Annotated in this window: 26 protein-coding genes; 21 read left to right on the top strand and 5 right to left on the bottom strand. The window is 58.3% G+C overall.

The features are described from left to right. The first annotated feature begins 54 nt into the window (after positions 1-54). The 3 genes from ileS to AC2FLB_RS16255 all read left to right on the top strand — a co-directional run bounded on the left by ileS (position 55) and on the right by AC2FLB_RS16255 (position 4,099). Entirely contained in the window at positions 55-2,967 is a 2,913-nt protein-coding gene (ileS, locus tag AC2FLB_RS16265; protein WP_496709649.1) for an isoleucine--tRNA ligase, read from the top strand. Positions 2,968-3,099: 132 nt separating this feature from the next. Further along, entirely contained in the window at positions 3,100-3,555 is a 456-nt protein-coding gene (locus tag AC2FLB_RS16260; RefSeq protein WP_496692328.1) for a methylated-DNA--[protein]-cysteine S-methyltransferase, read from the top strand. Between the two features lie 76 nt (positions 3,556-3,631). After that, positions 3,632-4,099, top strand: a complete 468-nt coding sequence (locus tag AC2FLB_RS16255) for a GreA/GreB family elongation factor (RefSeq protein WP_142640155.1) — start codon at positions 3,632-3,634, stop codon at positions 4,097-4,099. Positions 4,100-4,101: 2 nt separating this feature from the next. Here the strand turns inward: AC2FLB_RS16255 and AC2FLB_RS16250 are convergent, their stop codons facing one another. The 4 genes from AC2FLB_RS16250 to fsa all read right to left on the bottom strand — a co-directional run bounded on the left by AC2FLB_RS16250 (position 4,102) and on the right by fsa (position 7,340). Beyond that, a complete protein-coding gene (locus AC2FLB_RS16250; RefSeq protein ID WP_271952286.1) occupies positions 4,102-4,797 on the bottom strand; it encodes a CDP-alcohol phosphatidyltransferase family protein in 696 nt (231 codons plus the stop codon). A 67-nt stretch (positions 4,798-4,864) separates the two neighbouring features. Next, the gene (locus AC2FLB_RS16245) at positions 4,865-5,785 is read right to left on the bottom strand and encodes a tyrosine recombinase XerC (protein ID WP_496705383.1); all 921 of its coding nucleotides are present in this window, start codon (positions 5,783-5,785) and stop codon (positions 4,865-4,867) included. Beyond that, complete coding sequence (locus tag AC2FLB_RS16240; RefSeq protein WP_496690474.1) at positions 5,782-6,489, bottom strand: DUF484 family protein; 708 nt, start codon at positions 6,487-6,489, stop codon at positions 5,782-5,784. Before AC2FLB_RS16240 ends, AC2FLB_RS16245 begins: the two co-directional genes overlap by 4 nt. Before the next feature lie 197 nt (positions 6,490-6,686). Beyond that, a complete protein-coding gene (fsa, locus tag AC2FLB_RS16235; protein WP_496705381.1) occupies positions 6,687-7,340 on the bottom strand; it encodes a fructose-6-phosphate aldolase in 654 nt (217 codons plus the stop codon). An 88-nt stretch (positions 7,341-7,428) separates the two neighbouring features. On the opposite strand from fsa, the gene AC2FLB_RS16230 reads away from it, so the two are divergent. The 4 genes from AC2FLB_RS16230 (at position 7,429) to AC2FLB_RS16215 (ending at position 12,328) form a co-directional block, all read left to right on the top strand. After that, positions 7,429-9,624, top strand: a complete 2,196-nt coding sequence (locus AC2FLB_RS16230; protein ID WP_496709648.1) for a primosomal protein N' — start codon at positions 7,429-7,431, stop codon at positions 9,622-9,624. Between the two features lie 80 nt (positions 9,625-9,704). Further along, the gene (locus tag AC2FLB_RS16225) at positions 9,705-10,937 is read left to right on the top strand and encodes an MFS transporter (protein ID WP_271952281.1); all 1,233 of its coding nucleotides are present in this window, start codon (positions 9,705-9,707) and stop codon (positions 10,935-10,937) included. 66 nt (positions 10,938-11,003) lie between these two features. Continuing rightward, complete coding sequence (locus AC2FLB_RS16220; protein WP_496709647.1) at positions 11,004-11,876, top strand: 50S ribosomal protein L11 methyltransferase; 873 nt, start codon at positions 11,004-11,006, stop codon at positions 11,874-11,876. A gap of 107 nt (positions 11,877-11,983) precedes the next feature. Next, complete coding sequence (locus AC2FLB_RS16215; protein WP_142640171.1) at positions 11,984-12,328, top strand: hypothetical protein; 345 nt, start codon at positions 11,984-11,986, stop codon at positions 12,326-12,328. A gap of 102 nt (positions 12,329-12,430) precedes the next feature. Here AC2FLB_RS16215 and AC2FLB_RS16210 read toward each other — a convergent pair whose 3' ends face one another. Continuing rightward, the gene (locus tag AC2FLB_RS16210; RefSeq protein ID WP_496692332.1) at positions 12,431-12,643 is read right to left on the bottom strand and encodes a DUF1127 domain-containing protein; all 213 of its coding nucleotides are present in this window, start codon (positions 12,641-12,643) and stop codon (positions 12,431-12,433) included. 333 nt (positions 12,644-12,976) lie between these two features. Here AC2FLB_RS16210 and ruvC point away from each other — a divergent pair, with 333 nt between their 5' ends. The 14 genes from ruvC to AC2FLB_RS16140 all read left to right on the top strand — a co-directional run bounded on the left by ruvC (position 12,977) and on the right by AC2FLB_RS16140 (position 25,292). Continuing rightward, positions 12,977-13,474, top strand: coding sequence for a crossover junction endodeoxyribonuclease RuvC (gene ruvC, locus AC2FLB_RS16205; protein ID WP_142640175.1), 498 nt, complete (start codon positions 12,977-12,979; stop codon positions 13,472-13,474). Further along, positions 13,471-14,148, top strand: coding sequence for a Holliday junction branch migration protein RuvA (gene ruvA / locus AC2FLB_RS16200; protein WP_496709646.1), 678 nt, complete (start codon positions 13,471-13,473; stop codon positions 14,146-14,148). The genes ruvC and ruvA overlap by 4 nt, the downstream gene beginning before the upstream one ends. A 4-nt stretch (positions 14,149-14,152) precedes the next feature. After that, on the top strand, positions 14,153-15,172 hold the full coding sequence (ruvB, locus tag AC2FLB_RS16195; RefSeq protein WP_496692333.1) for a Holliday junction branch migration DNA helicase RuvB: 1,020 nt from the start codon (positions 14,153-14,155) through the stop codon (positions 15,170-15,172). Between the two features lie 61 nt (positions 15,173-15,233). Next, positions 15,234-15,857, top strand: a complete 624-nt coding sequence (locus AC2FLB_RS16190) for a hypothetical protein (protein ID WP_496703806.1) — start codon at positions 15,234-15,236, stop codon at positions 15,855-15,857. Continuing rightward, entirely contained in the window at positions 15,854-16,237 is a 384-nt protein-coding gene (ybgC, locus tag AC2FLB_RS16185; RefSeq protein ID WP_496709645.1) for a tol-pal system-associated acyl-CoA thioesterase, read from the top strand. The genes AC2FLB_RS16190 and ybgC overlap by 4 nt, the downstream gene beginning before the upstream one ends. A gap of 105 nt (positions 16,238-16,342) precedes the next feature. Next, a complete protein-coding gene (gene tolQ, locus AC2FLB_RS16180) occupies positions 16,343-17,038 on the top strand; it encodes a protein TolQ (protein WP_142640185.1) in 696 nt (231 codons plus the stop codon). 1 nt (position 17,039) lies between these two features. Next, positions 17,040-17,516, top strand: coding sequence for a protein TolR (gene tolR, locus AC2FLB_RS16175; protein WP_142640204.1), 477 nt, complete (start codon positions 17,040-17,042; stop codon positions 17,514-17,516). 9 nt (positions 17,517-17,525) lie between these two features. Further along, entirely contained in the window at positions 17,526-18,629 is a 1,104-nt protein-coding gene (gene tolA, locus AC2FLB_RS16170; protein ID WP_496709644.1) for a cell envelope integrity protein TolA, read from the top strand. Then, positions 18,626-19,945, top strand: a complete 1,320-nt coding sequence (gene tolB, locus AC2FLB_RS16165; protein ID WP_496705371.1) for a Tol-Pal system beta propeller repeat protein TolB — start codon at positions 18,626-18,628, stop codon at positions 19,943-19,945. Before tolA ends, tolB begins: the two co-directional genes overlap by 4 nt. 88 nt (positions 19,946-20,033) lie before the next feature. Then, complete coding sequence (gene pal / locus AC2FLB_RS16160; RefSeq protein ID WP_281973807.1) at positions 20,034-20,543, top strand: peptidoglycan-associated lipoprotein Pal; 510 nt, start codon at positions 20,034-20,036, stop codon at positions 20,541-20,543. A 4-nt stretch (positions 20,544-20,547) separates the two neighbouring features. After that, positions 20,548-21,372 carry a tol-pal system protein YbgF gene (gene ybgF / locus AC2FLB_RS16155; RefSeq protein ID WP_496709643.1) on the top strand — a complete coding sequence of 275 codons (825 nt, stop codon included), beginning with the start codon at positions 20,548-20,550 and terminating at the stop codon, positions 21,370-21,372. Continuing rightward, positions 21,369-22,622 carry a tRNA lysidine(34) synthetase TilS gene (tilS, locus tag AC2FLB_RS16150; protein ID WP_496709642.1) on the top strand — a complete coding sequence of 418 codons (1,254 nt, stop codon included), beginning with the start codon at positions 21,369-21,371 and terminating at the stop codon, positions 22,620-22,622. Before ybgF ends, tilS begins: the two co-directional genes overlap by 4 nt. Before the next feature lie 76 nt (positions 22,623-22,698). Next, complete coding sequence (gene ftsH / locus AC2FLB_RS16145) at positions 22,699-24,615, top strand: ATP-dependent zinc metalloprotease FtsH (protein WP_142640196.1); 1,917 nt, start codon at positions 22,699-22,701, stop codon at positions 24,613-24,615. 101 nt (positions 24,616-24,716) lie between these two features. Next, positions 24,717-25,292: an MOSC domain-containing protein gene (locus AC2FLB_RS16140; protein ID WP_496692340.1), complete on the top strand. Its 576-nt coding sequence runs from the start codon at positions 24,717-24,719 to the stop codon at positions 25,290-25,292. The last annotated feature ends 231 nt before the right edge of the window (positions 25,293-25,523 follow it).

The following is a 25,523-nucleotide window of genomic DNA, read 5'->3' as shown; positions in this document are numbered from 1 at the left end:
TCGCACCGACCGCTTCGATCCCAATACGACCAGATCATCCAAAGGACGCCCCCAATGTGCGCCGACACGACCCAAACACCTGATTACAAAGACACGCTGAACCTGCCGAAAACCGATTTCCCCATGCGCGCAGGCCTGCCCAAACGCGAACCCGCATGGCTGGAACGTTGGGAAGAGATCGGTGTCTATGACCGCCTGCGTGAAAAACAGGGCCGCACGCCCTTTACCCTGCACGATGGCCCTCCGTATGCGAACGGTCACCTTCACATCGGTCACGCGCTGAACAAGACGATCAAAGACATGATCGTGCGCAGCCATCAGATGATGGGCCACGACGCGCGCTATGTGCCAGGATGGGATTGTCACGGTCTGCCGATCGAATGGAAGATCGAGGAACAGTACCGCAAGAAGGGCAAGAACAAGGACGAGGTGAACGTTGTCGACTTCCGTCAGGAATGCCGCAAGTTCGCCGAGGGCTGGATCGACATCCAGCGTGAAGAGTTCAAGCGTCTGGGCATCACCGGCAACTGGGCCGATCCCTACATCACCATGGACTATCACGCCGAGGCTGTGATCGCGGATGAGTTCATGAAGTTCCTGATGAACGGAACGCTCTATCAGGGGTCCAAGCCAGTCATGTGGTCGCCGGTTGAAAAAACCGCGCTGGCCGAAGCCGAGGTCGAGTATCACGACAAGGAAAGCTTCACCATCTGGGTGAAGTTCAAGGTTGTGAATGCGGGCGATCTGGATGACGCGTTTGTTGTGATCTGGACGACGACACCTTGGACCATGCCGTCGAACAAGGCTGTGGTCTATGGCAAGGACATCTCCTACGGGCTGTACGAAGTCACTGATGCGCCAGAGGAATGCTGGGCTGCTGTTGGCGACAAGTTCCTGCTGGCGGACAATCTGGCCGCTGACGTGCTGGGCCGCGCCCGCTTGAACGACGACCAGTGGACCCGCGTCCGTGATGTCACAGCAGATGAGCTATCATCTGTCCAACTGACCCACCCGCTGGCCGGTGCCGAGGGCGGCAATGGCGAATGGGACGACATCCGCGATTTCCGCGCCGCTGACTTTGTGACCGATACCGAAGGTACCGGGTTCGTCCACTGTGCGCCGTCGCACGGGATGGAGGAATTCGAACTCTATCGTGATCTGGGCATGCTGGAACAGGTCATCACCTATAACGTGATGGACGACGGCTCATTCCGCGCTGATTTGCCGTTCTTTGGCGGCAAATACATCCTGTCCCGCAAGGGCGGTGAGGGTGATGCCAACAAGTCCGTGATCGATAAGCTGGTTGAGGTTGGCGGGTTGCTGGCGCGCGGAAAGATCAAGCACAGCTATCCGCATTCCTGGCGCTCGAAGGCTCCGATCATCTATCGCAACACGCCGCAATGGTTTGCCTCGGTCGACCGCAAACTGGACGACGGCATGGGCGAAATGGGCGATAGCATCCGCGAACGCGCCCTGCGTTCGATCGACGAGCTGGTGAAATGGACCCCGCAGACCGGCCGGAACCGTCTGTATTCCATGATCGAGGCCCGGCCAGACTGGGTTCTGTCGCGCCAGCGCGCCTGGGGCGTACCGTTGACCTGCTTTACCAAGAAGGGCGCTTTGCCGACCGATCCCGATTTTCTGCTGCGCGACCCTGGCGTGAATGCGCGCGTCAAAGAAGCGTTTGAACAGGACGGGGCCGATTGCTGGTATCTTGACGGCGCGAAAGAGCGCTTCCTGGGCAATGACTATAACCCGGATGACTGGGATCAGGTGTTCGACGTTCTGGATGTTTGGTTCGATTCGGGCTCGACCCATGCCTTTGTGCTGCGCGACCGTGAGGACGGCACCGAGGACGGCATCGCCGATGTATATATGGAAGGCACCGACCAGCATCGTGGGTGGTTCCATTCGTCCATGCTGCAGGCCTGCGGCACCAAGGGCCGCGCGCCCTATCGCAACGTGGTGACCCATGGCTTTACGCTCGATGCCAAGGGCAACAAGATGTCCAAATCGCTGGGAAACACCATCGTGCCCGAAGAGGTCATCAAGCAATACGGTGCCGATATCCTGCGCCTGTGGGTGGCTCAGACCGATTACACCGCTGACCAGCGGATCGGACCTGAAATCCTGAAGGGCACCGCCGACAGCTATCGTCGGTTGCGCAACACCATGCGGTTCATGCTGGGCTCGCTGGCTGATTTTTCTGAGGCCGACCGGGTGGACCCTGCGGATATGCCGCGCCTGGAACGCTGGGTGCTCAGCCGTCTGGCCGATTTGGATGAACAGGTGCGAAAAGGATATGCGTCTTTCGACTTCCAGGGCGTATTCAGTGCGGTGTTCACCTTTGCAACCGTTGATCTGTCGTCCTTCTATTTCGACGTCCGCAAGGATGCGCTGTATTGCGACGGCGACAATCTGCGCCGTCGTGCCGCGCGCACCGTGCTGGATATACTGTTCCACCGTCTGACCACATGGCTGGCCCCAGTTCTGGTCTTCACTATGGAAGAGGTCTGGCTGGAGCGTTTCCCGGGTGACGACAGCTCGGTCCATCTGGTGGACTTCCCTGAGACGCCTGCCGACTGGCGCAATACCGAGCTTGAGGCTGGCATGGCCAAGATCCGCCGGGTCCGCCGCGCTGTGACTGCCGCGCTCGAAGTTCAGAGACAGGATAAGGTCATCGGTTCCAGCCTTGAGGCCGCACCGATCGTGCATGTCGAAGATGGTGAAACCCGCGATCTTCTGACAACGTTTGACGTCGATGACATGTGCATCACGTCCGGTTTGACCGTCACCGGAGATCCGGCCCCGGCCGAGGCGTTCCGCGTGCCGGAAATCGAAGGCGTGGCCGTGGTGTTCGAAAAGGCTGAGGGCGAGAAATGTCAGCGCTGCTGGAAAATCCTGCCTGATGTGGGGCGCCATGCACATGACGGCGTGTGCGGGCGCTGTAACGACGCGCTGAACTAGTCGACGTTCTGCGGCGGAGGGGGAGTCTTTTGCGAGGCTCTGCCTCGCGCTCCGAGGTATTTTTGGCCAGATGAAGATCCGGATCCGCAGAATTCGGGTTGTGATGCGCGCGGTTTCTGTCAGCCTGTTCGCATGGGAATGATTGCGGTTGAGACCCGTTTCGGGACTTTGGGTGTTGAAGGAACAGATGGCGCGGTGACGCGTCTGATCTGGAATGGCGGCAATCAGGGCGAAGTCACGCCCCTGTTGCAGGAGGCCGCCGCGCAGCTGCGCGCCTATGATCAGGGGCGGTTGGACAGGTTCGATCTGCCTTACCGTATCGAGGGGTCGGAATTCCTGCGTCAGGTTTGCGACCTGATGTTTGCCATTCCGCTGGGCGAAACCAGAACTTATGGTGATCTCGCGAAGGAACTCGGTCAGCCCCCGCAACCTGTGGGGCAGGCCTGTGGCGCCAATCCCATTCCGGTGATTATCCCCTGCCACCGGGTGCTGGCCGCAAACGGGCTGGGCGGGTTTTCAGGTGATGGCGGGATTGAAACCAAAGTCGCGCTGTTGCGCCATGAACGCGCCGCCGGTCTGCTGATCTAGAAAGCGGAATTCTGTTGCAATCCCGCTGGTTGATGCCCAATTTGTTTCAAATAGAGATTTCAAAGGATCGCATGGTATGACCGATCAACCAGACCTGGCAGCTCGTAAAAAGGCCATCATCGACCGCCTTATGTCACTTGAAGAGCAAGAGCTTGCGACCGCGCAGGCGCATTACGACGCTTTCCTGAAAGATTCGCAGCTTGATGACCGGGAAGGGCATGACAAGGATGACATCGCGGCCTCGCGTGAGAATGCCGATCTGGCAGCAGCCTTCGATGCGCCGGTTCATGCTCATCATGCCAAGATCGATGTGATCGAGAATACGGATTTTGATCTGACCGACAGGGTGCAACCGGGTGCGGTGGTCAAGTTCAACAACCGGCGCTTTGTGGTCTGCGTCTCGACCACGCGGTTCGAAGTGGACGGCAAAACCTATATGGGCATCTCAACCCAAAGCCCAATTTACCTGGCGATGGCTGGCCTGCAACAGGGTGATGTGTTCGCCCATAACGGAACCGAGTTCGAGGTGCAGGAGGTCCTGTGACCTTAAGCTTTGCGCGGCGGGATCACCTGCTGGGCAATTCCTGCGAACACCAGATACAAGCTGGTGATCACCAGACCCCAATGGGCCCAGCTTTCGGGGTGGAAATCGACCCAGGCAGCCCATCCGGCGAAGAAGGTCCAGGCAAATGCCATCGGCAATGAAACGTTGCGCCAGCGTTCAGTGCGCACTGGGTGGATGAACTTCAATGGCAGGAACATCGCCAGCGAAAGCAGCGTCACCAGCAGCAGGATAACCCAGAAATTGGGCTCGAGCGCGAAGATCACAATGACGAACATGTTCCAGCAGCCCGGAAAGCCGGAAAAGGAGTTGTCCTTCGTTTTCATCCGCGTGTCGGCGAAATACATGGCGCTGGCAAAGGTGATGACGATGATGGCGAACCAGCCGGTCCAGCCGTCCATCAAGCCCGATTTGAACAGGGCAAAGGCCGGGATGAACACATAGGTCAGGTAATCAATGATCAGATCCAAAAGCACGCCGTCAAATTCCGGGGCGTTTTTTTTGACGTGATAGTGCCGCGCCAAGGGGCCGTCGATACCGTCCACAATGAACGAGACGACCAGCCACAGATACATCAGGCTCCACTTCTCTTCGACGGCGGCCAGCATGGCGAGCATTGCAAATACGGCGCCGGTCGCGGTGAATAGATGTACGGAAAGAGCTTTGAATCTGTGTGTCATGGTGTCTCTTGAATGATGCGCGGGCCAGATGCAAACCAAAAGCCCGGTCAATGTGGATAGCGTTTGCTTAGGCTTTTGGGTGGGTGCGGTTGTAAACTTCCATCAGGCGCGCCGTGTCGACCGCAGTATATGCTTGGGTGGTGGACAGCGACGCGTGGCCCAGCAATTCCTGAATGGTGCGTAGATCACCGCCCGCAGACAGCAGGTGGGTCGCGAAACTGTGGCGCATGGCATGGGGTGTTACAGTGGAGGGCAGCCCAAGCTGCTGGCGCGCTTTGGCCATCACCCCCTGAATGGCTCGGGGGTTCAGGGGGCCTCCGCGAACCCCGCGAAACAGCGCCTTCTCCCTGGATTGGGTATGGGGGCACAGCTTTACATATTGATCTACAGCTGTTTGCGCGACCGGCAGGACCGGGACGACCCTTTCCTTGTTTCCCTTGCCGGTGATCCGCAGCGAGTTGGGCAAAGGAGTATCCGCTCCGGTCAGTGAGAGAGCCTCGGAAATACGCAAACCGCAGCCATATAAAAGAGTAACGACCGCAACGTCGCGGGCAGAAACCCAGTCGCTGGCGGATTGCATCTCGACCGTTTCAATCATCGCACGTGCGGCATCCTCGGCCATGGGTCGAGGGAGTTTTTGGGTAAATTTGGGGGCGCGCGTCGACAGAACTGCGGTCGGCTCAAACCCTTCACGCTCGGAAAGCCAACGGTAGAAGGTTTTCACAGCGGAAAGTTTGCGCGCAAGCGAGCGCGAGCCAACGCCGGATGCGCGCTGATCGGCCATCCATGCCCGCATGTCCGAGATTGTAATCCGTGCAATCGCCGCCATCCCCTGACTTTCGCTATGGTGCAGTGTCATGAAGGACAGAAATTCGGACACATCCCCCCGATAGGCGGTCAGCGTGTTTTCGGACCGGCCTGACAAGGCCCCCAGGCCATCAAGCCAGTTTCGCAGTGCGTCACGACAAGCCGGAGAAATAAGGCTCACGACAGCCAATGGCGCATCGACCGTTCGAAGACACCAGCAAAGAAAGTCAGAAGATCCGTGCCCAGCTTTGGCGTAAAGTGCCTGGGGTCTTTTGCGCTCATGATGATCATGCCAGGCAGGCGGCCTTCGCCCAAATCCAGCCTCAGACAAGCTTCGGAGCGCAGGTGATCCGCATCACTGCCGAATATCCTGTGCGCGGGGTGGATGATTTCACGCAAGACGACCTCGCGTGCTGGGCCGCTGTGGTCAAAGGTCAGATAGTTGTCGACGAAACCGGGTTCGACGATGGCCAGAACGCCTGCCAGTCTTGAGATTGCCGGGTCTTTCTGGACTGCCGTCGTTTCAAGAACCAGCGTAATGCGTTCGACACGCAGTATGTCAGCCACATCTGCACCAAGTATATGCAGGAATTCCTCAAATCCGACCGGTTCAAGTAGCCGAAGAATGGCCCGATGAACCTGATTTGTGCCGGCCAGATTTTCATAGGCTGCCGCAATGACCGAGCGGTGCGTATCCTCCAGCCGGTCCAGCCGGGCCTCGAGCCGTTGCATGGCTATGCCGCGCAGGTCGATGACGTTATTCCCGCGCGCCTGCTCATTTGCGGTGACGAGGGCCTGCATCAGGTCCTTGTCATCCAGAATGGCATCTGGTTCGGCCAGAATCGCCTCGCGCAAGGTGTCCTTGAGTATGGTGTTGCTGCTCATGTCCTGTCCGGTCTTTTTTATTTTTTGGCCTTATAGCACGGCTTGCCGGATCTGCCTCGGGAAAAATGAGCGTCAATTTGAATTTCGCGGGGAATGTGGTCGGGAAAACTCCGGTCTGCAGAGATCTGATCCGAGATCAGATTCAAAGCAGCTGGGCCGAGCGCGGCGCCAGGGGCGCCGCGCGGGTTCGCGCAGAATCAGAGGATTTTCTGACCCGTTTTGGCCCAATCGGACAGGAAAGTTTCAAGGCCTTTATCGGTCAGCGGATGATCGGCCAGCTTTTTGATCACGGCGGGTGGTGCGGTGATCACGTCGGCACCGATGCGGGCGCTGTCGGTCACGTGGTTCACCGTGCGGATCGAGGCGGCGAGGATTTCGGTCTCATACCCATAATTGTCGTAGACCTGACGGATATCGGCGATCAGGTCCATGCCATCTAGGTTGATGTCATCCAGACGCCCGATGAAGGGCGAGATGAAAGTTGCGCCGGCTTTGGCGGCCAGAATCGCCTGATTGGTCGAGAAACAGAGGGTCACATTGACCATCTGGCCTTCGTCACTAAGCGTTTTGCAGGTTTTCAGGCCCGCCCATGTCAGCGGCACTTTGACAGCGATATTCGGGGCGATCTTGGCCAGCTTGCGACCTTCGGCGATCATTTCGTCGGCTTCGGTTGCCACGACCTCGGCCGAGACCGGTCCGTCGACCAGATCGCAGATTTCCTTGGTCACTTCCAGAATATCGCGGCCTGACTTCAGGATCAGCGAAGGGTTGGTGGTCACACCGTCCACCATGCCCAGATCGTTCAGTTCGGCGATTGCGTCGATCTCGGCTGTGTCTACGAAGAATTTCATGCGGGCAGTCCTTTGATGGGTTGGCCTTGGTCGCGGATGGCTTTACCTCAAAGAGACCCATGCTGGAACCCCTTGCCAAGGATATGCATTGAGCACTCAGGAGTTTTTCGACCAAGGTGAGCTGGTGGCGGTGCTGACCGCCCAACCGCTGGACCGAACGCTTGACTATAAGGCGCCCGAGGGCGGGTGCTTTCTGGGCGCTTTTGTCGAGGTGCCGCTGGGCCCGCGCAAGGTCTTGGGCGTGGTCTGGGGGCCGGGGCAGGGTGGCTTTGACCTTGCCAAGGCCCGCTCGGTGATCCGGGTGCTTGAAGTCGCGCCGATGCGCGAAGAGATGCGCCTGTTTCTGGGGCGCGTCGCCGATTACACGCTGACTCCGATGCCAGCGATGTTGCGATTGGCGACGCGGGCGCCTGGGCTGGGCGACCCACCTTCAATGCGTAAAATTTATCGGCTTGGCGACAGGGACCCTGACAGGGTGACCGACGCGCGGACCCGTGTGTTGGAGGTGCTGCGCGACTACGGCGGGTTGGCCTTTACGCTGAAGGAACTGGCCGAACAGGCGGGTGTGACCTCTTCAGTCGTGAAGGGGTTGGTCAAACTCGGTGCGGTTCGCGAAGAAGACAGCCCGCGCGATCTGCCCTATCCACATCTGGATCCGGATCTGCCGGGCAAGGCGTTGACCGATGATCAGGCCGCAGCAGTGGAAACCCTGCAATCTGGTCTGCGAACGGGTGATTATGGCACGACCTTGCTGAAAGGCGTCACCGGCTCGGGCAAGACCGAGGTTTATCTTGAGGCCGTCGCCGAAGCGTTGCGCCAGGGGCGGCAGGCGCTGGTTCTGCTGCCCGAGATTGCCCTGACCGCCGAATTCCTGACGCGCGTTGAGGCACGTTTCGGCGCGCGCCCGGCAGAGTGGCATTCGGGCGCGACGATGACCGAACGCCGACGAGTCTGGCGCATGGTGGGGCAGGGCGATGCACAGCTTGTTGTCGGCGCGCGCTCGGCCCTGTTTCTGCCGTTTCGCAATCTTGGGTTGGTCGTGGTCGATGAAGAACATGACACTTCGTACAAACAGGAAGATGGTGTGCATTACAGCGCCCGTGACATGGCTGTGCTGCGGTCCGCCATTTGCGGCGCGCGCGTTATTCTGGCAAGTGCGACGCCGTCACTGGAAAGCTGGGCCAATGCCGAAGCAGGCAAGTATGAGCGGCTCGATTTGACTTCGCGCTTTGGCGATGCGGTGTTGCCCGAGATGAAGCCCATCGACATGCGGGCCGAGAAGATGCAGCCGGGGACGTGGATTTCTCCATCGCTGCGGCAGGCCGTCCATCAGCGGATCGAGCGGGGTGAACAATCCCTTCTGTTTATTAACCGCCGGGGATATGCGCCGGTCACCCTGTGCCGGGCTTGTGGCGAGCAGATTGCCTGTGATCACTGCGATGCGCGCATGGTTGAACACCGGTTTCTCAAGCGTCTGATGTGCCACCAATGCGGTGAGACCAAACCCATGCCCGAGGTCTGCCCCTCCTGTCAGGTCGAGGGCAAGCTGGCCCCGGTCGGGCCGGGGATCGAACGGCTGGCTGAAGAGGCTAAGGCAACATTTCCCGAGGCAAATATTGCCATGCTGTCATCCGATCTGTTTGGATCGGCGCGCGCATTGAAAGCAAAGATCGAAGAGATTGCTGCCGGTGACGCCGATATCGTCATTGGTACGCAGCTGGTGGCCAAGGGGCACAATTTTCCGAAACTGACATTGGTGGGTGTCATTGACGCCGATCTCAGTCTGCATGGGGCGGACCTGCGCGCCGCCGAACGCACATTCCAGCTGATGCGGCAGGTGGCTGGCCGCGCCGGGCGCGCGGATAAGCCCGGACAGGCGCTGTTGCAGACCTTTCAACCGGAACATCCCGTCATTCGCGCCATCCTTTCGGGCGATGAAGAAGGATTCTGGAAAGCCGAGGCCGCCGGGCGGCTGGCCGCCGGTGTTCCTCCCTATGGACGCATGGCCGGTATCGTTCTGTCTGGCCCCGAGGTCGGTCCCGTTTTTGACATCGGCAACGCCATGGCCCGCAACGACGCCCCGTTGCGGCAGATCGGTGCGCAGGTCTTTGGTCCAGCGCCTGCGCCCATTGCGCGTATCCGCGGGCGACACAGGGTGCGGCTGCTGGTCAAAGCCCCCAAAGGAGCGCCAATTCAGGATGCCATCGCCCGTTGGATAGCACCGCTGCGGCTGAAAGGTGACATCAGGCTGACCGTTGATATTGACCCGCAAAATTTCTACTGACCTCTGCATTCATGCAGAGCCAATGTGCGTGCCCTTCTTCCTACTCGCCAAAACCTGAAAATGGGCGTAGAGGGACTCTCATGCTGAAACCCATGCCACTTTCCGAGGCGCAAAGCCTTCCGTTCTGGCGCCGTCCCATCACGCTTTTATTCGTGATGGCACTGACCATGCCCATTGCTTTCAACGCATGGAGCGCGTTGTTGAACAATTTCGTTATTGAAGTGGCGAATTTCGACGGTGCCGACATCGGCCTGCTGCATACCGTGCGCGAGATCCCAGGCTTTCTGGCTGTAGGCGTAATTGCCGTGATCTTGTTTGTTCGGGAGCAGGTGCTGGCGATGATCTCGCTGATCATGCTGGGTGTTGCGACTGCGGTGACAGCGTGGTTCCCAAGCCTTGGTGGCTTGTTGTTCGTCACACTGCTGAGCTCGATCGGGTTCCACTATTATGAAACCGTGAACCAATCCCTTCAGCTGCAGTGGTTGCCTAAGGACCGAGCGCCGCAATTTCTGGGCTGGATGGTCGCCATGGGATCAGCTTCGACATTGGTTATCTATGGGCTGATTGTCCTGACGTGGGATCGTTTCGATCTGTCCTATAACACTGTATTCATGGCTGCGGGCGGGCTGACGGCTTTGCTGGCGTTGTTCTGTCTGGTCGCCTATCCGCAGTTCGACGCGCCGACTCCGCAAACCAAAAAAATTGTGCTGCGCCGCCGATACTGGCTGTACTATGCGCTTCAGTTCATGGCGGGCGCGCGTCGTCAGATCTTTGTCGTTTTCGCCGGTTTCATGATGGTCGAGAAATTCGGGTTTGAGGTCCACGAACTCACCGGTCTTTTCTTGATCAACCTGGTTATCAACATTTCGGTTGCGCCGATGCTGGGCAAAGCTGTGTCGGTATTCGGTGAACGTCGCACTTTGATTTTCGAATATGCAGGCCTCGCCGTTGTATTTGCAGCCTATGGCGGCATTTATTGGTTCGGTTGGGGCGTTGTTCTGGCGGCTACTCTCTATGTGATTGACCATGTGCTTTTCGCTCTGGCTCTGGCGCTTAAAACCTATTTCCAGAAAATTGCCGATCCGGCAGATATTGCGCCAACCGCAGCGGTTGCCTTTACGATCAACCATATCGCCGCGGTATTCCTACCAGCGCTTCTGGGCCTGCTCTGGGTGTACTCGCCGGGAGCGGTCTTTGCAGTGGCTGCAGCGATGGCGTTGATTTCGTTATCGCTGTCGCTGCTGATCCCGCGCCACCCAGAGCTTGGGAATGAGACGATACTGTCGAAATACGCGCCCGCTCCGGCGGAATAGCTGCCAATGCTTGACCTTCGCGGGCCCGCACCCTAGGCGCTGTGTCAGCTGACACAGGAGGCTCCCATGCCCACATTCACCGCGCTTACCACCCTGACCGGCAAAAAGTCCGCCGATGGTCTGGGCGAAGCCATGGAGCGTCTTGATCCCGAACCCACGGGCGTGGGCGTATTCGAAGTCGAAGATGGCTCGGGCCTGTGGGAGATTGGCGGTTACTTCACCGAAACGCCGGATGAAACGGCACTGGCGGTTCTGGCGGCTGCGTTCGGATCCAAACCCTTTGTAATCTCGGAACTGCCCGAAACCGACTGGGTCGCCCATGTCCGCCGTGAATTGGCGCCTGTCGAGGCCGGCCGCTTTTTCGTCTATGGCTGTCACGATGCCGACAAGCTGCCCGAAGGCCGTATCCCTTTGTTGATTGAGGCTGCAATGGCTTTCGGTACCGGGCATCACGGCACCACCCTTGGGTGTCTCAAGGCTCTGGATTTTCTGCTCGATCAGGGTTTTACCGCGACAAAAGTTGCAGATATCGGTTGCGGCACCGCCGTTCTTGCGATGGCCGCCGCTCGTGTTTGGGAGGGGGACATCATCGCCAGCGATATTGATCAGGTTGCTGTCGAAGTTGCTGAAGCCAACCTGAAGGCAAACGGCATGTCAGGGAAGGTTCAATGTGTCGAGGCTGCGGGGTTCGATCATCCGGAGCTGAAATCTCTTGCGCCCTATGACCTGATATTCGCCAACATCCTCAAAGGCCCATTGGTGGCCCTGGCGCCCGAAATTTCAGCGAATCTGCGGGTTGGGGGTAAGGCGATTCTATCGGGAATCCTTAACGAGCAAGCCGAGGACGTTGTTTCCGTTTATCTCCAAAATGGCTTCAATGCCTCTAGAAATGACCAAATTGGTGAATGGACGTCGCTAGTCTTAACCAAACAGGGCTAAAATCGGGCCATTTGCAGGAGTTTTGTAGAGTTTCGCCTCTTTTTTGTCGCAATCTGTTTTTACCGTCAATGACGTGGAATTGGGGGGCGGTTGATTTGGAGGCTGCCATGACTGGAAAACAAATTGAATTTGATCAGCGCGTTCATCGGCTGAACAAGAAACATTCGAAGATGACCCGTGGTTATCGTGCGACTATGCGCAAAGATGGCTTGGTTGTAATGAAACCACAGCGGGTTCAGTCCGCGGTGCCTGCAAAGGCTCTGCTGATCTGCTTGGCTGGGCTGTTCGCATTCAAAACGCTTTTGTTGACCAGCTTGGGGTCGTCGGCCTACCAGTATCGTGTCGATAGCCTTGCGCAAGGGACCGAAGTGGAGAAGGCGGGGGCATGGATCATGCAGATCGACCCGGTATCACAGGCCCTCTCGTCTCAACTCAGCAAAGTTCTCCGCTAAGTTTCTTCCGCTTTGATTAGAAACGCCGCGTATCCGGGGATACGCGGCGTTCTTCTTTGCCCCGAGGGAGAAGGGGAAAATCAACGGTAGGTTTGCTTTGCCTTAACGGCGGCCTTCCACGACGATTTCAATGTCGCCACGGCACAGGCCGATATCTTCCAGCTCGCGGTCCGACAGACCGCTCAGCGCGTTGCGTGTAACGCGGGCATCATTCCATTCGACAACGGCGTTTACGACCATTGCGAAAGTCGTACCGATACGGCCGACGAGGCCAAATGAGCCAGTGGTGGTGCGGGTTGTGTCCAGTGCAGCCATATCCTGTTTCCTTCCGGTTTGTGTTAAACTCTGATCTTGCGATCTGACGGGCATTTAGGGATGGTTTTCTGACTGCACAAGCATAGAAATTGCATGTGTCCTATGCGTTTTTTGCAATGCTCGAAAAACATGGAAACGCCTTAATTTATTGGCAATTTTGCCTTCATCAAACTGGTCGAAACCCGACATTTTCCGGTCGTAATCAGCTCATTCTGTCGGAGACAGGACGACCGTGTCGCAATCTGACCATCAGTCAATTCGCTTGGAAAATGTTCTTGTTTCGTGCTAGTCGGTAAAAAAGAACACACAAACCCGAGCAGGCCGAGGCTATATATGCGAATTCTGGGCATTGATCCGGGGCTACGGACCCTGGGATGGGGCGTCATCGAATCACATGGCAGCCGTCTCAGTCATGTTGCCAATGGGTTATGTAAATCGGACGGGGATGATCTGGGAGAGCGGTTGCTATCGCTCCATAATCAGATCGTCGAAGTGATTGCCGAGCATCAGCCCGATCAGGCCGCCATCGAACAGACCTTTGTGAACAAGGACGGGGCCGGTACGCTTAAGCTGGGTCAGGCACGAGGTGTAGCACTGTTGACGCTGGCGCAGGCCGGGTTGCCGGTGGGGGAATATGCGCCCAATCGAGTCAAGAAAACGGTTGTGGGCGTGGGCCATGCCGAAAAGGAACAGGTTCTTCATATGGTCAAGTTGCAACTGCCGGGCTGTCAGCCCAAGGGCGCGGATGCCGCGGATGCGCTGGCGATAGCGATCTGTCATTCCTTTTACGGGGCAACGCCACAGTCGCGGATGAAACAGGTGCGGGCATGATTGGCAAGCTGACAGGCCGGTTGGATTACCGCGCGGCGGATCACGTGCTGATCGACGTGCGTGGGGTCGGCTATCTGGTCTATTGCTCGGACCGTACGATGGCTGTGCTGCCGGGCGTCGGTGAGGCGATCTCGATCTACACCGACATGGTGGTGCGCGAGGATTTGATGCAGCTTTACGGGTTCCTTTCGCTGGTCGAGAAGGAGTGGCATCGCCTGCTGTGCTCGGTGCAAGGGGTCGGGGCCAAGGTTTCGCTAGCAATCCTCAGCGCCTTGGGCCCCGATGGTGTCAGCAGGGCGATTGCTCTGGGCGATTGGGGGGCGGTCAAGGCAGCCAAGGGCGTGGGCCCAAAAACCGCGCAGCGGATCGTGCTGGACCTCAAAGACAAGGCGCCCGGCGTTATGGCCATGGGCGGCACGGTGACCGAGGCAATGGATGGCCCCGCGCTGGATGTGGTGGAACTGACTGAACCGACACCTGTGCCAAAGCGGCCCACCATAAGCGCATCAGGTAATGCAGCAGCATCTGCCGGGGCATTGTCGGCACTCTCCAATCTGGGCTACGGCCCGTCCGAGGCCGCGTCAGCCGTGGCCGAAGCCGCGGCAAGCTTGCCCGAAGCGGGTGAGGCGGACCTGATCCGCGCTGCGTTGAAACTATTGGCTCCGAAAGGGTGATTGAATGGTAGATGCCGATCCCACCCTGCGCCCCGAGCCGTTGCCGGAAGACAATGACCGCGCCTTGCGCCCGCAGGGACTGGACGAATTCATCGGTCAAGCCGAGGCGCGCGCCAATCTGCGTATCTTTATCCAATCCGCTCGCCAAAGGGGTGAGGCAATGGATCATACGCTGTTCCATGGCCCTCCGGGTCTGGGCAAGACCACGCTGGCGCAGATCATCGCGCGTGAGTTGGGCGTGAATTTTCGGATGACATCTGGCCCGGTTCTGGCAAAGGCGGGCGATCTGGCGGCGATCCTGACCAATCTGGAAGCGCGCGATGTGCTGTTCATTGACGAAATCCATCGATTGAATCCAGCGGTCGAAGAGGTCCTGTACCCGGCGATGGAGGATTTCGAGCTGGATCTGGTGATTGGTGAAGGCCCGGCCGCGCGCACGGTGAGGATCGAGTTGCAGCCGTTTACTCTGGTCGGGGCCACAACCCGGATGGGGCTGCTGACCACGCCGCTGCGCGACCGCTTTGGCATCCCGACACGCCTGCAGTTCTATACCGTTGATGAATTGCACGAGATTGTCACCCGCAACGCGCGCAAGCTTGGAGCACCGGCTGATGACAGTGGTGCCCGAGAGATCGCGCGCCGGTCACGCGGAACGCCTCGGATCGCCGGGCGCCTGCTGCGGCGGGTGGTGGATTTCGCAATCGTCGAAGGCGATGGACGGATCACCCGCGATTTGGCTGATGGGGCGTTGACGCGGCTGGGGGTCGATCATCTGGGGCTGGACGGCGCGGACCGCCGGTATCTGAAGCTGATCGCCGAGAATTACTCGGGCGGGCCGGTAGGTATCGAAACCTTGTCGGCAGCTTTGTCGGAAAGCCGGGACTCGCTGGAGGAGGTGATCGAACCCTTCCTCTTGCAGCAAGGCCTGATCCAACGCACACCGCGTGGCCGGATGCTGGCGCAGAAGGCGTGGACGCATCTGGGCATGGCCGCACCCAAGGGGCAAAACGATCTGTTTGGTTGAAGCCGCGCGTGTGAGCTTTTAAGGGTTCCGCCAAACAATGTCCGATTGCCGAGGATTGCGCGTGACACCCGAAGACATTCAAGCCCTGTTCACCCGCGAAAGCGGAGAGTTCCTGTTTGCGCGCTGGGGCCGCCCCATCGTGCCGATCGTCTTTGGGGTCGAAGATGAAAGTTTGGCCACGGTCAAAGGCGCGTTCGAGGCAGTGGTAACACTGGCAGGGCATCAGATGGCAGAAACCGACCCCGAGCTTGGCGCCAACTGCATGGTCTTTTTCTTCCGCGACTGGAAAGAACTGACAGAAGTGCCCGATCTGGACCGTTTGGTCCCTGATCTGGGGCCGTTGGTTGATCGGTTGATCGCGGCCGATGCCAACCAGTACCGGATATTCCGTTTTGAAGAAGACGGCGCCATTCGTGCGGCCTTTGTGTTTTTGCGGATGGACAATGAATTGTCGCAAGTCCCCGCTGAAACGCTTGCGCTCAGCCAGGTGGTGCAAACGGTGCTGCTCTGGTCCGATACCGCTTTTCGCAACCAGTCGCCTTTGGCAGTGGCGGGTGACGCGACGATATTGCGACCAGACATTGCCGGGTTGATCCGGGCGGCATACGATCCTGTCCTGCCGGGCGCGGCGCAAGATGCCTCTCATGCGCTGAGATTGTTTGCCAGATTGGATCAACCGCAATGAAGCACGTCTATTCCGCTAAAGTATATTACGAAGACACCGATATGGGCGGCGTGGTCTATCACGCTAACTATTTGAAATACATCGAACGCGCCCGGTCGGACTATGTGCGGCGCCTGGGCAATGACCAGAATGCCATGCGTGACGCGGGTATCGTCTGGGTCGTACGCCGGATCGAGGCGGAATACCTGGCCCCGGCCAAATTTGACGACGATCTGGAGATCGAGACCGAAATCAAGTCTCTGTCCGGTGTCCGTCTGATCATGGCGCAAGTGGTCAAACGGGGCGAAGAGGAGATTTTTCGCGCCATCGTTACCGCCGTCTGTATGAATGCGCAGGGCAAGCCCGTACGCCTTCCGGCAGAGATTCGCGCATTGTTGTAACAATTTGCAGGGCCCGGGTGGTTCTGTTGGCAATTCGCCCCCATCTGCGTTAGCGTTTGACAAAACAAGGCCGTAAGGCTGTCAGGCAAAACAAAGAGCAGGTTCATGGAAGCTGAAACGCTGGCGCTGGCGCAGGAGATCGATTTCTCCATGTGGGGGCTTTTTGCCCGCGCGACTTTTATCGTTAAACTGGTAATGCTGATGCTGATTGGCGCATCAGTCTGGTCCTGGGGGATCATCATCCAGAAACTGATCAATTACCGTGCTGCAAGGCGTGAAGCTCAGGTTTTTGATGAGGCTTTCTGGTCCGGGAACCCCCTGGATGAACTGTTCGAGCAGATCGGTACCCAACCCGATGGCAGTTCGGAGAAGATATTTGCCTCGGGCATGATCGAATGGCGCCGCTCGCACCGCACTGATGGCGGGCTGATAGCTGGTGCCACTGCACGCATTGATCGGTCGATGGATGTGGCCATCGCGAAAGAGGCCGAGGCGCTGCAAAAGGGCCTGCCCATTCTGGCCACTGTCGGCTCAACTGCACCCTTCATTGGTCTGTTCGGAACGGTTTGGGGTATCATGAATGCGTTCATCGAGATTGCCGAGCAGCAGAACACCAACCTGGCTGTTGTCGCGCCCGGTATTGCCGAGGCGTTGCTGGCCACCGGCCTGGGCCTGTTGGCCGCGATTCCGGCGGTGATTTTTTATAACAAACTCAGCGCAGATAGTGATCGGATCGTTGGAGGCTATGAAGCCTTTGCCGATGAGTTCGCCACCATTCTGTCGCGCCAGCTGGACAGCTGAGATGGGGGCTGCGGTACAGCAATCCTCGGGCGGGAATGGACGCCGGCGGGGTCGGCGTCGCGGTCGCGCGCAGCCGATGGCTGAGATCAACGTCACACCCTTTGTGGACGTTATGCTGGTGCTGCTTATCATCTTCATGGTGGCTGCGCCCTTGCTGACTGTTGGTGTCCCGGTTGATCTGCCTAAAACGGCGGCCAGTGCGCTGCCCGGCGATAACGAGGAACCTTTGACCGTCACGCTGACCGCGGATGGCAGGGTGCAAATCCAAACCACGGATATTCTGCGCGAAGAGCTGATTGGAAAACTGCGTGCCATCGCAGCAGAACGCAGTAGCGACCGAGTGTTTTTGCGCGCGGATGGTGCGATCCCTTATGCGCAGGTGATGCAGGTAATGGGCGCGCTTAATGCGGGTGGGTTCTCCAATGTGGGGCTGGTGACCGATACGGGCGGCCCGACACTGGACGACGGTGGAGAGTGAGGCCGCACGGTGGATACCGGCACCAAGATCTCGGCGATTGCCCATGTCAGTCTGATTGGTTGGGCATTTTTCGGCGGCACCTTCCGGTCCGAACCATTACCTATGGCCGTGCAGGATGTCTCGGTCATTTCGGCTGAGCAATTTGCGGCAATGACCGCTCAGCGGGATGCGCCCGAAGTGCCGACGCCAACAGCGCTGCAGCCGCCTGAGGCCCCAACAGAAGAGGATCCAGCGTCGGAACCGGTAGTGGAGGAGCAGCCTTCGTTGCAAGAGGCGGAACCTGCTGAACCCGACCCGGACCCGGATCCTGAGCCTGAACCGGTTGAGCCGCCGCCAGAACCGGTGGTGATTGAACAGCCACCGGTGTTGGACACTCCCGCCCCCGAGACCGTCGACCTTACGGTGCCTTCTGGGCCAGAAGCACAGCCCAGCCCGGCCGAGAATGTTGCGCCGGTGCCGGTTGCGCCGCCTCCGCCCGAGGCCGCGCCTGATGAAATCGAAACCCCGGCCGTATCTTTGGACGAGGGAGCCGAGACCCAGCAGGAACAGCAGGATCAGACCGCCCCCGAGGAAAAGGCTGACGAGATTGTGACCGAAGCGGAAGAGCCCAAAGAAAACGCTCCCCGAACATCGCCGCGCCCGCGGATCCGTCCCAACCGCCCGACGCCACCGGTCGAGCCCGAAGTGGCGGAGACGCCCGAGCCCGAACCCACAGAGCCCGCGCAGACGGAAACAGCCATCAACGATGCGCTGGCCGAGGCGTTGGGACAAGGGAGTGAACCCTCTGGTCCGCCCTTGACCAGCGGCGAAAAGGACGCGATGCGATTGGCCGTTTCCCAATGCTGGAACGTCGGGTCCTTGTCCACGGATGCTCTGCAGACAGTTGTTGTTGTCGGATTTTCGTTGACCCCTGATGGCAAGGTGGTTGGCGGCAGCTTGCGCATGATCGACAGCTCAGGCGGTTCTGACGGCGCAGCCAGACAAGCCTATGAGGCCGCTCGACGTGCCATTTTGCGCTGTGGAGCCAAAGGATATGACCTGCCAACCGATAAATACGAGCATTGGCAGGATATTGAGATTACATTCAATCCCGAGAGGATGCGGATCAAATGATGAGACTTCTGACCAGCCTGTTGCTTGGCCTGACACTGGTGTCGGCACCCGTTCACGCCCAAAGTGGGCCGCTCCGCCTGGAGTTGGATCAGGGGATCATCGAACCCTTGCCCTTTGCGGTTCCAAGTTTTGTTCCCGATAGTACGGCGGCAGCCCAATACGCCCAGGATATCTCGCGGGTTGTGGCGGCGGATCTGACCGGAACGGGGCTGTTTCGCGAAATTCTGTCTGATGCTTTCATCAGCCAAGTGGCCAGCTTTGAAGATCCCGTTCGGTTTGCGGATTGGAAAGCCATCAATGCCGAGGCTTTGGTGACAGGTGCTGTGAATGTGTCGGGCAATCGCCTGACGGTGCGGTTCAGGGTCTGGGATGTGTTTTCTGGGCAGGAGCTGGGCAACGGTCTGCAGTTTGCCGGGACGACTGAAGGGTGGCGGCGCATGGCCCATAAAGTGGCGGATCAAGTCTATAGCCGTGTAACGGGCGAGGGCGCCTATTTCGACAGTCGCGTTGCCTTTGTCTCGGAAAGCGGCCCCAAAAACCAGCGCCTGAAACGGCTGGCGATCATGGATTATGATGGTGCGAATGTGCAGTACCTGACCGACAGCGCCGCCATTGTTCTGGCACCACGCTTTTCACCTGCCGGTGATCAACTGCTCTATACCAGCTACGAATCCGGTCAGCCGCGCATCTATGTTCTGGATATCGAGCGGGTCAGGCGGACTGAGTTGAACACCCAGGGCGGCACGATGAGCTTTTCGCCCCGGTTTTCGCCGGATGGACGGTCGATCGTCTATTCGCTTATTCAGGGCGGCAATACGGACCTGTGGAAAATGGATCTGGCTTCCGGGCAAAGCGTGCGGCTGACCAATACGCCCGCGATCGAAACCGCCCCCAGCTATTCGCCAGACGGTTCCCAGATCGTGTTTGAAAGCGACCGTTCGGGCACGCCACAGCTTTACATCATGCCCGCAAACGGGGGCGAGGCGACGCGGATCAGCTTTGGTCAGGGCCGTTATGGAACGCCGGTCTGGTCCCCCCGTGGCGATCTGATTGCGTTTACCAAGCAGAACAAAGGCCGATTTCATATCGGTGTCATGCGAACAGATGGCAGCGAAGAGCGTTTGCTGACCTCGTCGTTTCTGGACGAAGGACCGACATGGTCCCCTAATGGTCGCGTGATCATGTTCACCCGAGAAACCCAGGGCGCAAGTGGCCGGGCGACGCTGTATTCGGTTGATATCTCGGGACGCAACCTGCGCCCGATCCGCACCCCGGATGGGGGCAGCGATCCGTCATGGGGTCCACTGCAGAATTGATCACGGCTGCTGGCAGGAAAAGTTCACAAGGAACCTGCACTATGCTACAGAGACGGCAATAAAGAGAAAAAACAACGAGGCACCTGAGATGAACGTATTGGGCAAAATCCTAGCACTAGGTGTGTTTGGCGCGTTGGCGGCCTGCACCAATAACGATCCGTCTGCGCTGGGCGGCGGCTTTGGCAATGGCGCAAATGGCGGGCTGGCCGCGGGCTCTCCAAGTGATCCGCGCTCGCCTGCATATTTCCAGCAAACTGTTGGTGACCGGGTTCTGTTTTCGGTCGATCAGTCGACGCTGACACCGCAGGCGCAGTCAGTGCTGCAGGGGCAGGCCGACTGGCTGATGGCCAACCCCGACTTTGTGGCAACGATCGAAGGCCATGCGGATGAGCAGGGCACGCGTGAGTATAACCTCGCACTGGGTGCGCGCCGGGCAAATGCCGCCCGCGAGTTCCTGATTTCCCGCGGAGTAGCGGGCAACCGGCTGACAACTGTCAGCTTTGGCAAAGAGCGTCCGATCGAGATTTGCAGCACCGAGGACTGCTATTCGAAAAACCGTCGTGCAGTCACGGTGCTGACCGGATCAACTTTGGGATAAGACGATGAAACTAGCAGGATGGGTTCTGGCCGCAGTTTTGGCGACCGCTGGTTTGGCACAAGCACAGGATCAGCAAACCTTGGCGGATATCCGGCAGGAACTGACGGTGCTGCATGTGGAAATTCAGCGGCTCAAGCGCGAGTTTTCAACAACCGGCTCTCCGGCCCCGAACCTGTCCGGCAGTTCGATACTTGAACGCGTTGATGCCATAGAGGCCGAATTGCAGCGCCTGACGCGCCAGACCGAGCAGTTGAACCAGCGTGTACAGAATATCGTAACCGACGGCACTAACAGGATCGGTGATCTTGAGTTTCGCTTGGTCGAACTGGAAGGCGGTGACCTGAGTACGCTCGGTGATACAACAACTCTGGGCGGAGAAACGGACATCACATCCGTAGCCCCTGCTGCTCCGACAGGGCCAACCGATGCCGACCTGGGTGAGTTGGCAGTAGGCGAGCAAGCGGATTTCAATGCCGCTGCTCAGGCGCTGGCCGATGGAAACTTCCAGGCCGCCGCGGATCAGTTCGCAGTATTCGATACATCATATCCCGGAAGCCCGCTTGCGCCCGAAGCACACCTAAAGCGCGGACAGGCGTTGGAGGGCATTGGCGACACCCGCGAAGCTGCAAGGGCTTTTCTGGCCAGCTTCACGGGTGATTCCGAAGGCGCCTATGCGCCTGAGGCTTTGTTCGAACTGGGTGCTGCGCTGGGCCGTCTGGGACAGACCGAACAGGCGTGTATCACACTGAGCGAGGTTAGCGTCCGGTTCCCGGCCTCGGCATTGGTCTCCAGCGCCACGCAGGAAATGACGTCACTGGGTTGTACTTGACCACACAAGGCACACTCCTGAAATCCGAACTCCGCGCGCGATTGCCGGAAAACCTTCCGCGCCGTCTAGGTGTTGCGGTATCCGGTGGCGGTGACTCAGTTGCTTTGCTGAGTTTGTTGAAGCACATCGCCCAAGAGGAACAGGTTGAGCTGTTTGTCGCCACGGTGAACCACAATCTGCGCCCCGAAGCGGTGGCGGAGGCAGATTGGGTGGCGCAGCTTGCCCAGGGTCTGGGCCTTCCACATGAGACGTTGCACTGGCAGGGGTGGGACCAGACAGGTAACCTGCAGGATAGGGCGCGGCAGGCCCGGTACCAGTTGCTGTCAGACTGGGCGCGTGACAAGCAGATCGGCGCGATTGCCCTGGGACACACCGCCGATGATCAAGCCGAAACCATGCTGATGCGATTGGCGCGCGCTGCTGGTGTGACGGGATTGTCCGGCATGCCCGCAATGCGGAACTATCAAGGGATCATGCTGCTGCGACCGATGTTGGGGATTACCCGGCAACAACTGCGCGATTATCTTGCCGAGATTGGGGCAGATTGGATCGAGGATCCATCGAATCACGACCGGCGGTTTGATCGTATCAAGGCGCGCAACGCGTTGACCGGCTTATCCGAAATTGGGATTTCGGTGCATTCTCTGTCCCGCGTTGCTGAAAACCTTGCTCAAGCCCGTGAAGCAGTAGAGCAGATTACGCAGGAATCCGCCCGTCAGGTCCTGAGTGTCGATGGCGGCGATATCTGTGTCAATCGCGCGCGATTTTCCACTCTGCCTGCGGAAATCCGACGTCGTCTTCTTATAGGTTGTGTCCGCTGGATTGCGGGCCGCGGATATCCACCGCGTCAGGCTGCAACAGACCGGGCGCTGCTCGCGATTGATCAGGGTGAGGCGGCAACGATTGGTGGATGCCTCTTGATCCCAAAAGCCGATAAAATGTGGATTTGCAGAGAGCTAAATGCCGTTGAGAGCGCACCCGGCGCACCCGGTCAGATTTGGGATGGACGGTGGATCCTGTCTGGCCCGGCGATTCCCGACGCGCAGGTTCACCCGTTAGGTGCGGCTGGTTTGCAGGCCGTGCCAGATTGGCGTGCACTTGGAAAACCGCGCGCCGCGCTTCTGGCGTCTCCGTCCGTCTGGAGTGGAGAGGTCTTGGTATCTGCACCTATGGTGGGTTTCTCAAATGGTTGGCTTGCAGAACTGACGCCAGAAGAGCCCGAGTTTCACTCTTCGGTTTTATCGCATTGAACCTGCTTGAATCATCTCTATTTTAAAGATCAACCCGGCAGATCCCCATCTGCCGAAATCTTTTGGGAGATTTTTCTTGGGCAACGCTCGTAACATCGCCTTTTGGGTCGTTCTGTTTTTGCTGATCCTTGCACTGTTCAATCTGTTCAGCGGACCAGGTGGAACGCTTCAGAGCAATGAAAGAACCTATTCTGATTTCGTGACCGCTGTTGAAGGCGGCGAAGTCAAAAACGTGACATTGGATGGCGAACAAATTCGCTATACCACGCAAAGCGGCGCAAGCTATGTCACGATCAAGCCCGGCGATGCCGAGGTGACCAAACTGCTGATCGATGAAAGCATCCCGGTTCAGGCTGTGAAACAACAGCAATCGGGCATTCAGTCTTTCCTGGTCACTCTTCTTCCTTTCCTGCTGCTGATCGGTGTCTGGGTCTACTTCATGAACCGGATGCAGGGTGGCGGCAAAGGTGGCGCGATGGGCTTTGGCAAGTCCAAAGCCAAGATGCTGACCGAAAAGCATGGCCGTGTAACTTTTGATGATGTCGCTGGCATCGACGAGGCCAAGGAAGAATTGGAAGAGATCGTAGAATTCTTGCGCAATCCGCAGAAATTCAGTCGTCTGGGTGGCAAGATTCCAAAAGGCGCTTTGTTGGTGGGCCCTCCGGGGACCGGTAAAACGCTGCTGGCCCGCGCCATTGCGGGTGAGGCGGGTGTGCCCTTCTTCACCATTTCGGGTTCGGACTTTGTTGAGATGTTCGTCGGTGTCGGTGCATCCCGTGTCCGCGACATGTTCGAACAGGCCAAGAAAAACGCTCCCTGTATCGTCTTTATTGACGAGATTGACGCCGTTGGCCGCCATCGTGGTGCCGGTTATGGCGGGGGTAATGACGAACGTGAACAAACGCTCAACCAGTTGCTCGTCGAGATGGACGGGTTCGAGGCCAATGAGGGCGTGATTATCCTGGCGGCCACCAACCGTAAGGACGTTTTGGACCCTGCGCTGCTGCGTCCGGGCCGTTTCGACCGCAACGTGACTGTCGGCAACCCCGACATCAAAGGCCGCGAGAAGATCTTGGGCGTTCACGCACGCAAGACGCCTCTCGGACCTGATGTCGATCTGCGCATCATCGCGCGCGGGACTCCGGGCTTCTCGGGTGCTGATCTGGCCAACCTCGTGAATGAGGCCGCGCTGATGGCCGCCCGCGTCGGTCGCCGCTTTGTTACCATGGAAGATTTCGAGAATGCCAAGGACAAGGTGATGATGGGTGCCGAGCGCCGCTCGATGGTGCTGACCCAGGACCAGAAGGAAAAGACTGCCTATCACGAATCAGGGCATGCCGTTGTTGGTATGACGCTGCCGTTGTGTGATCCGGTCTATAAGGCAACGATCATTCCGCGTGGTGGTGCGCTGGGCATGGTGGTGTCACTGCCAGAAATGGACCGCCTAAACTATCACCGCGATGAGTGTGAGCAAAAGCTGGCCATGACCATGGCCGGTAAGGCGGCTGAGGTGATCAAATATGGCGAGGACCATGTCTCGAACGGTCCGGCGGGCGATATCATGCAGGCCAGCCAACTGTCGCGGGCGATGGTGATGCGCTGGGGCATGTCGGACAAGGTCGGCAATATCGACTATGCCGAAGCGCATGATGGCTATTCTGGCAACACTGCCGGGTTCTCGGTCTCGGCCCATACCAAGGAACTGATCGAGGAAGAGGTCAAGCGCCTGATCCAGCAAGGATATGAGCGTGCGCATCAGATCCTGTCAGAACAGAACGAGCAATGGGAACGTCTGGCCCAAGGGCTGCTGGAATATGAAACCCTGACCGGTGACGAGATCAAACGCGTCATGAATGGCGAGCCGCCCAGCGAAAGCGATGACGAGGGCGACAAACCTGATGAGGGCAGCGCCCCCAGCGTGACAGCCATTCCGAAAACCAAGGTTAAGAAAACTCCGCCCGATGGCGGGATGGAGCCGGAACCAACGGCTTAAACTTTCAAAGACCCGGGCCTGTCCCGGGTCTTTTTTCTTTTCAATCGCGAAGGTTTGCCCTTTATACCGCATCAGATGTCAGTTCTGAAAAAGGGATAAATATGCCGGTATTGCGCGAAACCGAATTCACGGGCGAAGTTGTTTGGTTGGGCCACGTACCAGCAGGTAAAACTCTCCGGGCCAATTCCGTGGACAGTCTGGATTTGGGTTTCTCGGGTGATCAAGGCGCGCGTCACGAAGGGGTGAATCGTACTTCTTGTGTGCGGGTCAAAAACCTGTACCCGGTAGGCACCGAAATTCGCAATGTGCGGCAGTTATCGATCCTGTCCGCAGAAGAACTTGATGCCATCGCGCAGGAAATGGGCTTGGGTAAGCTGGACCCGTCCCATCTGGGTGTCAGCATTGTCTTGCGCGGCATTCCGGATTTCACCCATATTCCGCCCTCGTCTCGTTTGCAGGTGGAAAATGGCCTGACGCTGACGATCGACATGGAAAACCGGCCCTGTATCCTGCCAGGGCGCGAGATCGAGGCTGACTTGCCCGGATATGGTGCTGCCTTCAAGCCCGCAGCGCAGGGACGGAGGGGGGTCACGGCTTGGGTCGAAAGACCCGGAGAGCTGAATCTGGGCGATGAGCTTACACTGTTTGTCCCCGATCAGAGAGCCTGGACACCATAAGGGACCGCAATTTCCGATCGGAAGGTGCCGATGTGACGCTACGACGTTTCAAGGCGCAATTATGTCGGAATCCATAGCCACCAATTTGGTACACAACGGTATGGAGTGAGCAGCGCCGGCGTTCTGCGTCGGGTTTGCACGGAATTCAATCAGGGACCGAAACCCAATGAGCTATAAATCTGACATCGAAATTGCGCGTGAGGCGAAGAAGAAGCCGATTCAGGAGATTGG

The organism is Ruegeria sp. CDSA236 (assembly GCF_059611285.1).
The sequence above is the reverse complement of the archived record's forward strand: the minus strand, read 5'-3'. Positions and strand labels throughout refer to the sequence as shown.